Origin of the sequence: Dokdonia sp. Hel_I_63 (genome assembly GCF_007827285.1) — a bacterium.
Lineage (GTDB): Bacteria > Bacteroidota > Bacteroidia > Flavobacteriales > Flavobacteriaceae > Dokdonia.
Genome location: NZ_VISD01000001.1, coordinates 1,749,195 through 1,767,596 on the forward strand (window position 1 = coordinate 1,749,195; position 18,402 = coordinate 1,767,596).

Consider the following 18,402-nt stretch of genomic DNA (forward strand, 5'->3'; position numbering starts at 1 on the left):
TTTGTTAGTAATCAGAAAGATGTATTTTAGCTTTGAGAAATAAGCTCCTATGCAAGAAGACTTTTTACATTACTTATGGAAATTTAAGAAGTACGCTTTCGCGAAAGCAGAAACAACCACAGGATTACCCATTACATTAATCAAGGTAGGACAACATAATCATCTCGCCGGTCCAGACTTTTTTAATACCACACTTGTAATAGGCGGTCAAAAGTGGGCTGGAAATGTAGAAATACACTTAAAATCTTCAGATTGGTATGCGCATAATCATGAGGTAGATGCTGCTTATGACAATGTGATTCTTCATGTAGTGTGGGAGCATGATGTAGAGATTTACAGAAAAGACAACTCTGCCATCCCAACCTTAGTACTCAAAGATCTAGTTGCCGAAAAGGCGTTGAGAAGTTATAAGGAACTCTTTAATAATCAGTCACAACAATGGATTAATTGTGAGAACAGCATAAGAGAGATTCCACAGATGATACAAAGTAACTGGCTAGAACGTCTCTATTTTGAACGCTTAACGCGAAAAACGGAAGGCATCACACCTATGCTTAACAAGGTAAACGGTGACTGGGAAGCGGCACTTTTTGTGTTGCTCATGCGCAGTTTTGGCACTAAAGTAAATGCAAACGCCTTTCAATCCATCGCCGAAAAACTTGACTTTTCTACCATTCGTAAATGCGCTCAAGAACCCTTTAGACTAGAAGCATTATTATTAGGCATAGGCGGATTGTTACCAGAAAACACCATAGACTCATACCCGATGCAGCTACAAGGAGAGTATGAGTTTGTTTCTCATAAATTTCAGATTGCAAGCGATGGCATATTGCCAGTGCAATTCTATAAGTTGAGGCCAGATAACTTTCCCACAATACGCCTGTCACAAGTGGCGCAGCTCTACCATAAACACCTGAATTTGTTTCAGAAGATGATGTCTGCTTCAACTATTGCTGAGTTATACGCCCTGCTTGATGTTAAAGCTTCTCAGTATTGGGATACACACTATTCTTTTGGGAAAGACCAGAAAAAACGTGCTAAGAAGCTATCGTCGTCATTTATAGATATCATCATTATAAATGCGATTATACCATTACGGTTTTCTTATAATCAATACCTAGGGAAAGATGAGAGTGAGGTGCTGCTGTCTATGATGCACGCTATCAAGCCAGAATGTAACAGTATTATCAAAAAGTATAACACCTTAAGAGATCGCGCACAAAATGCTCAAGAAACCCAAGCCTTATTAGAATTAAAAGCCAATTACTGTGATCTCAACAAATGCCTGTCATGTGCTGTAGGTAATTATTTGATTAAGCATTAAAATATATATTTCGTTTAAGAAACCTAAAAAGGTGTGATCATTAAAATGAACACACCTTTTTTAAAAATAACTATCAGCTAGAAATTATGAGTATTTGTAATTTCTATACAAAAATTATTTTCAATAAGTATAACTAATTAGTATTGGATTAAAGTAAACCTAATTTAAGCGACGATTAGATTTTTGTCTCGCAACCAGTTGTCTTTTATTGTAAAATACTCTTAAACGTCTTTAAAGTGAATTTTGTGTAAAAAATTTAGTTTTAAAACTCTTAGTCTTTAAATTCACTTACATAGTGCATTTTTACAGACGGATATTTTTGTTGCGTCATCTGTAATGTGAAAGGAGAATCTGCTAGAAAAACGAGTTGGCCTCTTTTGTCTTTTGCCATAAAACGTTGTTTTACTCGTAAAAATTCTTTGAATTCTTCACTTTTTGGATCTTCTGGGTCAACCCAGCAGGCTTTTGATACACTTAGAGGTTCGTAGGTGCACTTAGCTCCGTATTCGTGTTCAAGACGGTATTGTATTACTTCATATTGTAATGCTCCTACAGTACCTATTACTTTACGACCGTTAAGTTCTAGCGTGAATAATTGAGCCACACCTTCATCCATAAGTTGGTCAATTCCCTTAGCAAGCTGTTTAGACTTCATTGGGTCTGCATTATTGATATATCTAAAGTGCTCAGGAGAGAACGCAGGTATACCTTTATAATGCAGCTCCTCACCAGAAGTAAGTGTATCACCTATTTTAAAGTTACCAGTATCATGCAGTCCTACAATATCCCCTGGATATGAGATGTCTACAATCTCCTTGCGCTCTGCAAAGAATGCATTAGGACTTGAGAATTTTAATTTTTTCTTGTTTCTAACGTGCAGGTATGGCTTGTTGCGTTCAAAAACACCAGAAACTATTTTTATAAATGCAAGCCTGTCTCTATGCTTGGGGTCCATGTTTGCGTGAATCTTAAATACAAAACCAGAGAAGTCTTTTTCGTCAGGTTGTACAAGACGTTCTTCACTCTTTTTTGGACGTGGTGGTGGAGCAATTTTCACAAAACAATCTAGTAATTCCCTTACTCCAAAATTATTTAAAGCAGAACCAAAAAATACAGGTTGTTGCTTTCCATCAAGATAATCCTGCTGATTGAAAGCAGGGTATACTCCTTGTACTAGTTCGATTTCTTCTCTGAGATTATCGGCAGCTTTAGGGCCTACGAGCTTATCAAGCACTTCATCTTTAAGATTTGAGATTTTGATGGTTTCCTCGATATTTTTTCTGCTGTCTCCACTAAAAAGGTTAACATTTTTCTCCCAAAGGTTGTAAATTCCTTTAAAGTCATACCCCATACCAATAGGGAAACTTAAAGGAGTAACTGAGAGGTGTAGTTTTTCTTCTATTTCATCTAGTAGTTCAAATGCATCTTTACCCTCACGGTCCAGTTTGTTTACAAAAACAATCATCGGGATATTGCGCATACGGCATACTTCAACAAGTTTTTCTGTTTGCGGCTCTACTCCCTTTGCTACATCTACAACTACAATCACGCTGTCTACAGCAGTTAATGTTCTAAAAGTATCCTCTGCAAAATCCTTGTGACCAGGAGTGTCAAGGATGTTTATTTTAATGCCATTATATTCAAAAGCAAGCACAGAAGTTGCTACAGAAATACCACGCTGGCGTTCTATTTCCATAAAGTCACTCGTAGCTCCTTTTTTAATTTTATTAGATTTTACAGCCCCAGCTTCTTGTATCGCTCCACCAAAGAGGAGTAATTTTTCAGTAAGTGTTGTCTTTCCTGCATCTGGGTGAGATACAATTCCAAACGTTCGGCGACGGGCTATTTCTTTTTTAAAACTCATAGAATTCACTAATATTTTAGAGTGTAAAGATACTATATAGTCTTAAGGAATAAGAAGTATATTTGAAAGCTACTTTAAAGGTAATTTTGACTGAGTTGAGGGTGGTTTTAGGCGCTTTCGCGAAAGCTGATTTGATTTTATATTGGGCGATTTTTCAATGATAATAGTTAGAACTTATTATATAGAAGATTGGTTTTTGTGTAGTTTGTCGATGATAATAAGTAGCATAACTAATACATTGAAAAGTAAAATTGTAGATGTAATAATCGCTTTATATTTGGACACCCAACTTAGAATGACATAAATTGACTAAATCTCAAATGAGGTTTACTATGGTTTCGATTTTTTTTGATTTTTTGTTGTGGTCTATTCTATTGCAAACCTGCATCAAAATGTAATGTGTGTCTCACATTACTTTAATCACTGAAACTTTATTAAACCAAACCTGAGTCGAATTAATTTCGTGCTTAAAATGTATAATTATGCGTTTGCATAATAATTGAATAAGATGAAAAGAAAATTACAATTTGCTTCACTCCGAAGTTTAACTATGTTACTCCTAATAGGGAGCTTTAGTGTTTTAGGAACATTTGAGATGCACTCCCAAGTTATAGGGCAACAAGAAGCCTCAATTACTCAGGGTGTCACCTTTCAATGGGAGGATGATCAAGATGTCAATGGGGATAATGATATTGATAATACAGAAAATAATAGATCTGCAACCATACAGTCTATAACGGTAGGTAATGATGTGTTTAACACCTTCGTGGCTCCTTCTGGTTATCAACTCACGAGATTGGGTGGAAATGGGAATATTGCTGCCAGACATAGTAGGAATGGGATAGTACTTAATCGTACTACACCACCTTTTAGTGGAGAAGTTATTGGTACAAGTGCAAGTGCAACTTTTGATCCTACAGACACTGGTAGTGCTTGGGATAATGCTGCTCTCGCTGCTTTTCAAGATAAAAATTTAAATCACTATTTTACTTCAAATGGTAATGGGCAAAACATCTGTGGTAATTTTAGTGGTGTTGTGGATACGGGTAATGCTCAAAAACAGACATTATTTTATAATCCACCTATTCCTTCTAACCAAGATGGTATCATCGCTATTACAGAGCGTGGTGGTAATAACTGTTTTTATATACGTTTTTATGGTACTAAATTAGGGTCAAATACAGAAACGATACTTGGAGATACTTTCGTTAGAACATCCGGAGACCTTAGAGGTGGTGATGGTCCTAATCCACCGGCACCGGGATCTGATTATTGGGAGTCTGATAGGGAGATTGAAAATAGCCAATCCATTGCTATAGCGCTGTTTGAATTAAATAGTGTGGCACCTACAGGTTCGAAAATTACAAGAGTTGAATTTGTGGCTGCATCTTTAGATGATGGTGATGGTAAATTATTTATTCTTCAGAAATATGCCGTAGATCAATTAGAGATAGGATGCCTTAATGAGAAGTTTGAAGGAAATATTGATCTTTCAAATAATGTTCCTCAGGGTTCAACATACTCTGTGGTGAGTGGTCCTTCTCCTGCCGGTGAAGCATTTAATTTAAATAGCAATGGTACTTTTAGTTATACACCACCTGCTGGTTATACCGGTAGTGTAGTATTTGAGTATCAAGTGTGCTTGCCTGCTCCTAACTCCAGTGTGTGTGATACTGCATTTGTAACGCTTGATTATGTAAGCCCTCCTGAGGCTGCAATTATAGATTTAGATTGTAATTCAAACGGAACTACTAATTTAATTGTCACGAGTCCACTAGGTAATAATCTTGAATACTCTATAAACAATGGACCATTCCAGTCCGACACAACTTTTTCAAATTTATCTGAAGGTAGTTATGTTGTAACTGTAAGAGATAAAAATACTGGATGTTCCCAAGCATCTGTATCTGGATTTGTTATAGAGAATCTTGAAGTCGCTATACCTATTGATGTAGCTGATGTAAGTTGTTTTGGAGGTAATGATGGAGCTATAAATCTTGAGCCATCTGGAGGCAAGGCACCTTATGAGTTTGAATGGAGTAACGGAGCAACTACAGAAGATCTTAGTGGTTTGAGTGCGGGAACATACACAGTCGTTGTGACAGATGCTTATGGTTGTGAGCTTGAGGCAACTGCAGTTGTAAGTGGACCTGCTAAGGCAGTTTCAATCAAACCTAATACTGTAATTACAGCTGTATCTTGTTTTGAGGGTAACGATGGTGCTATAAATATTACGCCGGATGGTGGAACTCCTCCTTATACATATGTATGGAGTAACGGTGCGACTACACAAGATATTTCTAATCTTGAAGCGGGATCATATACGGTTACTGTTATAGATGCTAATAACTGTGAAGCTGAAAGTACATTTAGTGTAGAACAGCCTACCGCAGCATTGTCAATAACTGATACAATAACTAATGTGTTGTGTAATGGTGATGATAGTGGTGCTGTACAATTAACAGTTAGTGGTGGTACAGCTCCTTATACTTATGAATGGAGTGATGGATCAACTACAGCACACTTAGAAGATGTTACTGCTGGAAGTTATTCGGTAGTGGTTAGAGATGCTAATGATTGTGAAATTCAGGAGTCTTTTACAATTACAGAGCCAGACTCTCCACTAAGTATAAATCTTACTAGAGAAAATGCTACAACTGCACAGAATTGTGCAGATGGCACTGCTATTGCTGCAGTAACGGGAGGAACAGCTCCTTATACTTACTTGTGGAGTAACGGAGCAACGGTTGCAACAATTTCAAACCTTGCGGATGGTACGTATTCTGTAACAGTGAAAGATGCAAATGGTTGTGAAATAACACAGAGCGTTGTTGTAGACTGTATTAATACGTGTGATGCAGTTATAGCAATAGGGACTGTGAGAGATGTACTTTGTGCTGGTGAGGAAACTGGTTCTACTACGGTAAGCGCTAGCTCGGAAGCTAATCCTGATGCGCTTTTTACTTTTACTTGGAGTAATGGAGATGTAGATGCTGGTGTTACTTCTAGTACCTTAGATAATATTGGTGCCGGGGTTTATACAGTAAGTGTTACTATAGATGGGACAGTGTGCCAGCCGGTAGAACAGAGTGTAACAATATCAGAGCCTAGTTCTGCAGTAGGAGTAACAATTGTTACTGAAGATGAAACTGGACCTGGTTTGTCAAATGGTGAGGCTAAAGCAACTGCAACTGGTGGTGTGGCACCTTATACGTATTCTTGGAGTACTGGCGCAACTACTGCAGAAATAAATAACTTAAGTCCTGGTGATTATACCGTAGAGGTGACAGATGCTAATGGATGTACAGTAGAGAATACTGTGACTATTAATCCAGGTAGTTGTAATAATTTAGCAATTACGACAGGGGTAGAGGATGTGACTTGTAATGGTTTTTCAGATGGTTCTATTATATCAACAACAACTGGAGGAAATGGACCATTTACCTACTCTTGGAGTAATGGAGCTACAACAGAAAATATCAATAATGTAACTGCAGGTTCATATACGGTTACTGTTACAGATTCTTTTACAAATTGTACAGCTCAGTCGACTGTTACAGTAAATGAGCCTACAGTATTAAGTGCAGGTATTGCTGTAAATAATGTATTGTGTTTTGGAGAATCAACAGGTTCTTTAAATCTTACAGTATCTGGTGGTACTCCAGATTATACATACGAGTGGAGTGGTGGTCAGACTATTGAAGATTTAACTGCTTTACCAGCTGGAAATTATTCGGTTATTGTTACTGATGGAAATGGTTGTACAACTACAGCTCAAGCTGTAATCAGTCAACCAGCTAGTGCGGTAACAGCTGATGTTTCTAGTACAAACGAAAATGGTGCTACGGCAAATGATGGTACTGCGACTGTTTTACCAGAAGGTGGAACTATGCCTTACACGATTTTGTGGAGTAATGGAGAGACTACTAATACTATTGATGGTCTTGATGCTGGGGATTATGCAGTTGTCGTTACAGATGCAAATGGATGTACATATGAAGAGACTATTACTGTAGCTTCGACAAATCAAGTACCCGCTCCAGTTAATGATTCAGCAACAACAAGCGAAGATACTGCTGTGGCGATTAATGTTACAGATAATGATAGTTTTGGGTCAGATGGTCCAAATGATTCAGTGATAGTTATTACAGAACAACCAGAGAATGGATCTGTAACTGTTGATGATGGTGGAACTCCAAATGACCCAACTGATGATACTGTACTTTATACTCCAGAACCTGATTTTAATGGAACTGATACCTTTGAGTACGAAATTACAGACAGTAATGGAGATTCTGAGACGGCTACTGTAACGGTAGTGGTTACTCCAGTGGATGATGTAGTTTCAGATACTTCAAATACAGATGAAGATGTACCTGTTGAAATAGATGTATTAGGGAATGATACTTTCGATGAAAATGCTGATGTGGCAATAACAGATGTTACGGATCCTGCAAACGGAACAGTAGAGATCAACGATAATGGCACTGTAACCTATACTCCAAATCCTGATTTCAACGGAGAAGATACTTTTGAATACACGGTAACAGTAACGAATCCAGATGGAACAACTACCACTGAGACAGCTATCGTTACCGTAACGGTAAGTCCTATTGTAGATGTCGCTGATGATGCGGAGACTACGCCGGAAGATACTCCTGTGAATGTAGATGTGTTAGGTAATGATACTTTTGAGGGTACCAATAACGAGGTAACAGATGTTACGGATCCTGCAAACGGAACTGTAGTTATCAACGATGATGGCACTGTAACCTATACTCCAGATCCTGATTTCAACGGAGAAGATACTTTTGATTACACAGTAACTGTAACAAACCCTGATGGAACAACAACAACTGAGACTGCTACTGTAGTAGTAACAGTAACTCCAGAGCAGGATGTAATGGATGACGCTGCAACAACACCAGAAGATACACCAGTAGATATTGATGTATTAGAGAATGATGGTTTCGATCCTGCTGCCGATGTAGCAGTAACAGATGTTACGGATCCTGCAAACGGAACTGTAGTTATCAACGATGATGGCACTGTAACCTATACTCCAGATCCTGATTTCAACGGAGAAGATACTTTTGATTACACAGTAACTGTAACAAATCCTGATGGAACAACAACAACTGAGACTGCTACTGTAGTAGTAACAGTAACTCCAGAGGAGGATGTAATGGATGATGCTGCGACAACACCAGAAGATACACCAGTAGATATTGATGTATTAGAGAATGATGGTTTCGATCCTGCTGCTGATGTAGCAGTAACAGATGTTACGGATCCTGCAAACGGAACTGTAGTTATCAACGATGATGGAACTGTAACCTATACTCCAGATCCTGATTTCAACGGAGAAGATACTTTTGATTACACAGTAACTGTAACAAACCCTGATGGAACAACAACAACTGAGACTGCTACTGTAGTAGTAACAGTAACTCCAGAGGAGGATGTAATGGATGATGCTGCGACAACACCAGAAGATACACCAGTAGATATTGATGTATTAGAGAATGATGGTTTCGATCCTGCTGCCGATGTAGCAGTAACAGATGTTACGGATCCTGCAAACGGAACTGTAGTTATCAACGATGATGGCACTGTAACTTACACTCCAGATCCTGATTTCAACGGAGAAGATACTTTTGATTACACAGTAACTGTAACAAATCCTGATGGAACAACAACAACTGAGACTGCTACTGTAGTAGTAACAGTAACTCCAGAGGAGGATGTAATGGATGATGCTGCGACAACACCAGAAGATACACCAGTAGATATTGATGTATTAGAGAATGATGGTTTCGATCCTGCTGCTGATGTAGCAGTAACAGATGTTACGGATCCTGCAAACGGAACTGTAGTTATCAACGATGATGGAACTGTAACCTATACTCCAGATCCTGATTTCAACGGAGAAGATACTTTTGATTACACAGTAACTGTAACAAATCCTGATGGAACAACAACAACTGAGACTGCTACTGTAGTAGTAACAGTAACTCCAGAGCAGGATGTAATGGATGACGCTGCAACAACACCAGAAGATACACCAGTAGATATTGATGTATTAGAGAATGATGGTTTTGATCCTGCTGCCGATGTAGCAGTAACAGATGTTACGGATCCTGCAAATGGAACAGTAGTTATCAACGATGATGGCACTGTAACCTATACTCCAGATCCTGATTTCAACGGAGAAGATACTTTTGATTACACAGTAACTGTAACAAACCCTGATGGAACAACAACAACTGAGACTGCTACTGTAGTAGTAACAGTAACTCCAGAGCAGGATGTAATGGATGATGCTGCGACAACACCAGAAGATACACCAGTAGATATTGATGTATTAGAGAATGATGGTTTCGATCCTGCTGCTGATGTAGCAGTAACAGATGTTACGGATCCTGCAAACGGAACTGTAGTTATCAACGATGATGGAACTGTAACCTATACTCCAGATCCTGATTTCAACGGAGAAGATACTTTTGATTACACAGTAACTGTAACAAATCCTGATGGAACAACAACAACTGAGACTGCTACTGTAGTAGTAACAGTAACTCCAGAGGAGGATGTAATGGATGATGCTGCGACAACACCAGAAGATACACCAGTAGATATTGATGTATTAGAGAATGATGGTTTCGATCCTGCTGCTGATGTAGCAGTAACAGATGTTACGGATCCTGCAAACGGAACTGTAGTTATCAACGATGATGGAACTGTAACCTATACTCCAGATCCTGATTTCAACGGAGAAGATACTTTTGATTACACAGTAACTGTAACAAATCCTGATGGAACAACAACAACTGAGACTGCTACTGTAGTAGTAACAGTAACTCCAGAGGAGGATGTAATGGATGATGCTGCGACAACACCAGAAGATACACCAGTAGATATTGATGTATTAGAGAATGATGGTTTCGATCCTGCTGCTGATGTAGCAGTAACAGATGTTACGGATCCTGCAAACGGAACTGTAGTTATCAACGATGATGGCACTGTAACCTATACTCCAGATCCTGATTTCAACGGAGAAGATACTTTTGATTACACAGTAACTGTAACAAACCCTGATGGAACAACAACAACTGAGACTGCTACTGTAGTAGTAACAGTAACTCCAGAGGAGGATGTAATGGATGATGCTGCGACAACACCAGAAGATACACCAGTAGATATTGATGTATTAGAGAATGATGGTTTCGATCCTGCTGCTGATGTAGCAGTAACAGATGTTACGGATCCTGCAAACGGAACTGTAGTTATCAACGATGATGGCACTGTAACCTATACTCCAGATCCTGATTTCAACGGAGAAGATACTTTTGATTACACAGTAACTGTAACAAATCCTGATGGAACAACAACAACTGAGACTGCTACTGTAGTAGTAACAGTAACTCCAGAGGAGGATGTAATGGATGATGCTGCGACAACACCAGAAGATACACCAGTAGATATTGATGTATTAGAGAATGATGGTTTCGATCCTGCTGCCGATGTAGCAGTAACAGATGTTACGGATCCTGCAAACGGAACTGTAGTTATCAACGATGATGGCACTGTAACCTATACTCCAGATCCTGATTTCAACGGAGAAGATACTTTTGATTACACAGTAACTGTAACAAACCCTGATGGAACAACAACAACTGAGACTGCTACTGTAGTAGTAACAGTAACTCCAGAGGAGGATGTAATGGATGATGCTGCGACAACACCAGAAGATACACCAGTAGATATTGATGTATTAGAGAATGATGGTTTCGATCCTGCTGCCGATGTAGCAGTAACAGATGTTACGGATCCTGCAAACGGAACTGTAGTTATCAACGATGATGGCACTGTAACCTATACTCCAGATCCTGATTTCAACGGAGAAGATACTTTTGATTACACAGTAACTGTAACAAATCCTGATGGAACAACAACAACTGAGACTGCTACTGTAGTAGTAACAGTAACTCCAGAGGAGGATGTAATGGATGATGCTGCGACAACACCAGAAGATACACCAGTAGATATTGATGTATTAGAGAATGATGGTTTCGATCCTGCTGCTGATGTAGCAGTAACAGATGTTACGGATCCTGCAAACGGAACTGTAGTTATCAACGATGATGGAACTGTAACCTATACTCCAGATCCTGATTTCAACGGAGAAGATACTTTTGATTACACAGTAACTGTAACAAATCCTGATGGAACAACAACAACTGAGACTGCTACTGTAGTAGTAACAGTAACTCCAGAGCAGGATGTAATGGATGACGCTGCAACAACACCAGAAGATACACCAGTAGATATTGATGTATTAGAGAATGATGGTTTTGATCCTGCTGCCGATGTAGCAGTAACAGATGTTACGGATCCTGCAAATGGAACAGTAGTAATCAACGATGATGGAACTGTAACCTATACTCCAGATCCTGATTTCAACGGAGAAGATACTTTTGATTACACAGTAACTGTAACAAACCCTGATGGAACAACAACAACTGAGACTGCTACTGTAGTAGTAACAGTAACTCCAGAGCAGGATGTAATGGATGACGCTGCAACAACACCAGAAGATACACCAGTAGATATTGATGTATTAGAGAATGATGGTTTCGATCCTGCTGCCGATGTAGCAGTAACAGATGTTACGGATCCTGCAAACGGAACTGTAGTTATCAACGATGATGGCACTGTAACCTATACTCCAGATCCTGATTTCAACGGAGAAGATACTTTTGATTACACAGTAACTGTAACAAATCCTGATGGAACAACAACAACTGAGACTGCTACTGTAGTAGTAACAGTAACTCCAGAGGAGGATGTAATGGATGATGCTGCGACAACACCAGAAGATACACCAGTAGATATTGATGTATTAGAGAATGATGGTTTCGATCCTGCTGCCGATGTAGCAGTAACAGATGTTACGGATCCTGCAAACGGAACTGTAGTTATCAACGATGATGGAACTGTAACCTATACTCCAGATCCTGATTTCAACGGAGAAGATACTTTTGATTACACAGTAACTGTAACAAACCCTGATGGAACAACAACAACTGAGACTGCTACTGTAGTAGTAACAGTAACTCCAGAGGAGGATGTAATGGATGATGCTGCGACAACACCAGAAGATACACCAGTAGATATTGATGTATTAGAGAATGATGGTTTCGATCCTGCTGCCGATGTAGCAGTAACAGATGTTACGGATCCTGCAAACGGAACTGTAGTTATCAACGATGATGGCACTGTAACTTACACTCCAGATCCTGATTTCAACGGAGAAGATACTTTTGATTACACAGTAACTGTAACAAATCCTGATGGAACAACAACAACTGAGACTGCTACTGTAGTAGTAACAGTAACTCCAGAGGAGGATGTAATGGATGATGCTGCGACAACACCAGAAGATACACCAGTAGATATTGATGTATTAGAGAATGATGGTTTCGATCCTGCTGCTGATGTAGCAGTAACAGATGTTACGGATCCTGCAAACGGAACTGTAGTTATCAACGATGATGGAACTGTAACCTATACTCCAGATCCTGATTTCAACGGAGAAGATACTTTTGATTACACAGTAACTGTAACAAATCCTGATGGAACAACAACAACTGAGACTGCTACTGTAGTAGTAACAGTAACTCCAGAGCAGGATGTAATGGATGACGCTGCAACAACACCAGAAGATACACCAGTAGATATTGATGTATTAGAGAATGATGGTTTTGATCCTGCTGCCGATGTAGCAGTAACAGATGTTACGGATCCTGCAAATGGAACAGTAGTTATCAACGATGATGGCACTGTAACCTATACTCCAGATCCTGATTTCAACGGAGAAGATACTTTTGATTACACAGTAACTGTAACAAACCCTGATGGAACAACAACAACTGAGACTGCTACTGTAGTAGTAACAGTAACTCCAGAGCAGGATGTAATGGATGATGCTGCGACAACACCAGAAGATACACCAGTAGATATTGATGTATTAGAGAATGATGGTTTCGATCCTGCTGCTGATGTAGCAGTAACAGATGTTACGGATCCTGCAAACGGAACTGTAGTTATCAACGATGATGGAACTGTAACCTATACTCCAGATCCTGATTTCAACGGAGAAGATACTTTTGATTACACAGTAACTGTAACAAATCCTGATGGAACAACAACAACTGAGACTGCTACTGTAGTAGTAACAGTAACTCCAGAGGAGGATGTAATGGATGATGCTGCGACAACACCAGAAGATACACCAGTAGATATTGATGTATTAGAGAATGATGGTTTCGATCCTGCTGCTGATGTAGCAGTAACAGATGTTACGGATCCTGCAAACGGAACTGTAGTTATCAACGATGATGGCACTGTAACCTATACTCCAGATCCTGATTTCAACGGAGAAGATACTTTTGATTACACAGTAACTGTAACAAACCCTGATGGAACAACAACAACTGAGACTGCTACTGTAGTAGTAACAGTAACTCCAGAGGAGGATGTAATGGATGATGCTGCGACAACACCAGAAGATACACCAGTAGATATTGATGTATTAGAGAATGATGGTTTCGATCCTGCTGCTGATGTAGCAGTAACAGATGTTACGGATCCTGCAAATGGAACTGTAGTTATCAACGATGATGGCACTGTAACCTATACTCCAGATCCTGATTTCAACGGAGAAGATACTTTTGATTACACAGTAACTGTAACAAATCCTGATGGAACAACAACAACTGAGACTGCTACTGTAGTAGTAACAGTAACTCCAGAGGAGGATGTAATGGATGACGCTGCGACAACACCAGAAGATACACCAGTAGATATTGATGTATTAGAGAATGATGGTTTCGATCCTGCTGCCGATGTAGCAGTAACAGATGTTACGGATCCTGCAAACGGAACTGTAGTTATCAACGATGATGGAACTGTAACTTACACTCCAGATCCTAACTTCAACGGAGAAGATACTTTTGATTACACAGTAACTGTAACAAACCCTGATGGAACAACAACAACTGAAACTGCTACTGTAGTAGTAACAGTAACTCCAGATAATCCATCACTAGATCTATTTAAAGAAGGTAATTATGAAGATACAAATGAAGATGGGGTAGTAAATCTTGGAGATTCTATTATATACAACTTTATAGTATTCAATAATGGTGATGTTCCACTTAGTAATATTACTCTAACTGATGAATTAGTTGAAGTAATGGGTGGACCTATAGATCTTGAAGTTGGAGAAAGTGATTCGATGACATTTACAGCGATATACGCTATTACTCAAGATGATATTAATGCAGGAGCTGTATATAACCAAGCAATTGCTACTGGTGAAGATCCAGCTGGAGAATTAGCAACAGATGCATCTGAAGATCCAACCGGTATAGATCCTAATAATCCTCTTAACGATCCAGATTGTATGGAATGTACTATTACAGTTCTTAATCAAGATCCGGAAATTGCAATTGTTAAGACTGGACTGTTCAATGATCAAAATGGAGACGGTTTCGCTCAAGCTGGTGAGACAATCACTTATAACTTCTCTGTGACAAACACTGGAAATGTTACAGTAACTAATATTGTTGTAACAGATCCATTAGTAACAGTAACTGGAGGTCCTATTGATTTAGTGCCTGGAACTAGTGATGATACTACGTTTTTAGCTGAATATGTCTTAACACAAGAAGATGTGGATGCAGGACTAGTAGAAAACCAAGCACTTGCAACTGGTCAAGATCCAAATGGAGATGATGTAGTAGATACTTCTGATGATAATAGTACAATAGAAGGGGAAGAGGATGTAACAATCACAGATTTACCAGAAGATCCAGGAATGATAGCAATAGTTAAGACTGGAACGTTCAATGATGAAGATGGAGATGGTTTTGCTCAAGCTGGTGAAACAATCACTTATAACTTCACAGTGACAAACACTGGAAATGTAACCGTAACAAACATTGTGGTAACAGATCCATTGGTAACTGTAACTGGAGGTCCTATAGATTTAGCACCTGATGCTATTGACGCTACTACATTTGTAGCTCAGTATGTATTAACACAAGAAGATGTAGACGCAGGAATGGTAGAAAACCAAGCCCTTGCAACTGGTCAGAACCCTAATGGAGATGACGTTGTAGATACATCAGATGATGATAGTAGTGTAGAAGGTGAAGAAGATGTGACAGTCACAGATTTACCAGAAGATCCAGGAATGATAGCAATAGTTAAGACTGGAACGTTCAATGATGAAGATGGAGATGGTTTTGCACAAGCTGGTGAGACAATCACTTATAACTTCACAATTACAAACACTGGAAATGTAACAGTGACTAATATTGTTGTAACAGACCCATTAGTAACAGTAACTGGAGGTCCTATAGATTTAGCACCTGATGCTATTGACGCTACTACATTTGTAGCTCAGTATGTATTAACACAAGAAGATGTAGACGCAGGAATGGTAGAAAACCAAGCCCTTGCAACTGGTCAGAACCCTAATGGAGATGACGTTGTAGATACATCAGATGATGATAGTAGTGTAGAAGGTGAAGAAGATGTGACAGTCACAGATTTACCAGAAGATCCAGGAATGATAGCAATAGTTAAGACTGGAACGTTCAATGATGAAGATGGAGATGGTTTTGCACAAGCTGGTGAGACAATCACTTATAACTTCACAATTACAAACACTGGAAATGTAACAGTGACTAATATTGTTGTAACAGACCCATTAGTAACAGTAACTGGAGGTCCTATAGATTTAGCACCTGATGCTATTGACGCTACTACATTTGTAGCTCAGTATGTATTAACACAAGAAGATGTAGACGCAGGAATGGTAGAAAACCAAGCCCTTGCAACTGGTCAGAACCCTAATGGAGAAGACGTTGTAGATACATCAGATGATGATAGTAGTGTAGAAGGTGAAGAAGATGTGACAGTCACAGATTTACCAGAAGATCCAGGAATGATAGCAATAGTTAAGACTGGAACGTTCAATGATGAAGATGGAGATGGTTTTGCTCAAGCTGGTGAAACAATCACTTATAACTTCACAGTGACAAACACTGGAAATGTAACCGTAACAAACATTGTGGTAACAGATCCATTGGTAACTGTAACTGGAGGTCCTATAGATTTAGCACCTGATGCTATTGACGCTACTACATTTGTAGCTCAGTATGTATTAACACAAGAAGATGTAGACGCAGGAATGGTAGAAAACCAAGCCCTTGCAACTGGTCAGAACCCTAATGGAGATGACGTTGTAGATACATCAGATGATGATAGTAGTGTAGAAGGTGAAGAAGATGTGACAGTTACAGATTTACCAGAAGATCCAGGAATGATAGCAATAGTTAAGACTGGAACGTTCAATGATGAAGATGGAGATGGTTTTGCACAAGCTGGTGAGACAATCACTTATAACTTCACAATTACAAACACTGGAAATGTAACAGTGACTAATATTGTTGTAACAGACCCATTAGTAACAGTAACTGGTGGACCGATTGATTTAAATGCTGGCGCTTCAGATGCTACAACTTTTAGTGCTATTTATACTATTACGCAAGCAGATATTGACAATGGCGGAGTAACAAATCAAGCACTTGCAACAGGACAGAATCCTGATGGCGATGATGTAACAGATACTTCAGATGACGATAGTAATCTTGAGGATGATGAAACAATCACTACGTTCCCAACAGACGAAGGAGCGATTGCATTAATCAAGACTGGATTCTTTAATGATGAAAGCGGAGATGGTTTTGCGCAAGTAGGAGAGACGGTGACGTATAACTTCACCGTAACGAACACAGGAAATATAACGATTACAAATATTGTGATCAATGACCCATTAGTGACTGTAACTGGTGGACCGATTGATTTATCAGCAGGGGAAGTAGATACTGATACTTTTAGTGCAGTATATACATTAACTCAAGCCGACGTAGATGCTGGAGGAGTAACAAATCAAGCGGTAGTTACAGGGCAAAACCCTGATGGCAATGACGTATTAGATACTTCAGATGACGATAGTAACCTAGAGGATGACATAACTGTAACAGACTTGCCTCAAGGAGCTAGCATAAGTTTAATTAAAACTGCTGTATTTAATGATGTTGACGGTGACGGATTTGCTCAAGTAGGCGAAACCATTACTTACAACTTTATAGTTACAAATACAGGAAATGTAACCGTCACAAATATTATCATTGAAGACCCATTAGTAAATGTAACTGGCGGACCTATCGACTTGGACCCAGGTGAGACAGATAGTACAACATTTGTAGCTATTTATACTATAGTTCAAAGTGATATTGCTCTTGGTTATGTTACGAACCAGGCTATTGCAACAGGGCAAGATCCTGATGGTATTGATGTTGTTGATATTTCAGACGATAATAATAGTGTCGAAGATGATGAAACAGTTACTAATCTTCCAATTAAAAGTTCAATAGCTTTAGAGAAAGTAGGAACAACTGTCGATATTGATGGTGATGGTTTAATTCAGGATGGAGAAGTAATTCAGTACACATTTACTGTCACTAACACAGGATCACTTCCATTAAATAATATTTCAATAACTGACCCATTGGTAACAGTTGATGGAGGACCTATATCATTATTACCTGGAGAATCAGACAGTACTACATTTACAGCAACCTATGTAGTAACCCCTCTTGATATAGCAAACGGATTTGTACTAAATCAAGCTGTAGTAAACTCCATCGATTCAAATGGTCTTGACGTAACTGATTTATCTGATGACCCTAACAATGATGAGAACGTTGATCCAAATATGGATGGTAATCCAGATGATCCAACACTTACTACATTTGAAGGAGTTCTTAATATTTTTGATTTGGAAGTATTTAATGGAATATCACCAGATGGAGATGGGATAAATGATTTCTTTATTATAGAAGGAATTGATGCTTTCCCAGAAAATAATGTACAGATATTTAACAGATGGGGTGTACAAGTTTTTGAACAAGATGGTTATACAAATAGTCCAACTACTGGTTTTAAAGGTATTTCAGAAGGTAGAGCAACTATAAGTGCCGATAATTTATTACCAGCGGGCACTTATTTCTACCTCATTTCTTACCAGACACCAGACGGTTTGAGAAGGAAGAGTGGATATTTATACATTAATCGTTAA

3 protein-coding genes are annotated in these 18,402 nt (G+C 38.9%); 2 read left to right on the forward strand and 1 reads right to left on the reverse strand.

Annotated features, from left to right (window positions below; translation table 11 throughout):
• The first annotated feature begins 49 nt into the window (after positions 1-49).
• A complete protein-coding gene (locus JM84_RS07745; protein WP_144783519.1) occupies positions 50-1,324 on the forward strand; it encodes a DUF2851 family protein in 1,275 nt (424 codons plus the stop codon).
• 271 nt (positions 1,325-1,595) lie between these two features.
• Here JM84_RS07745 and JM84_RS07750 read toward each other — a convergent pair whose 3' ends face one another.
• Complete coding sequence (locus JM84_RS07750) at positions 1,596-3,188, reverse strand: peptide chain release factor 3 (RefSeq protein ID WP_144783522.1); 1,593 nt, start codon at positions 3,186-3,188, stop codon at positions 1,596-1,598.
• A 550-nt stretch (positions 3,189-3,738) separates the two neighbouring features.
• Here JM84_RS07750 and JM84_RS07755 point away from each other — a divergent pair.
• Positions 3,739-18,402, forward strand: a complete 14,664-nt coding sequence (locus JM84_RS07755; RefSeq protein ID WP_186439106.1) for an Ig-like domain-containing protein — start codon at positions 3,739-3,741, stop codon at positions 18,400-18,402.

What these genes read in the sequence shown, in the direction of transcription:
- JM84_RS07745 (WP_144783519.1), top strand. Translation starts at nt 50, where the DNA reads ATGCAAGAAGACTTTTTACATTACTTATGGAAATTTAAGAAGTACGCT.
- JM84_RS07755 (WP_186439106.1), top strand. Translation starts at nt 3,739, where the DNA reads ATGTTACTCCTAATAGGGAGCTTTAGTGTTTTAGGAACATTTGAGATG.
- JM84_RS07750 (WP_144783522.1), bottom strand. Translation starts at nt 3,188, where the DNA reads ATGAGTTTTAAAAAAGAAATAGCCCGTCGCCGAACGTTTGGAATTGTA.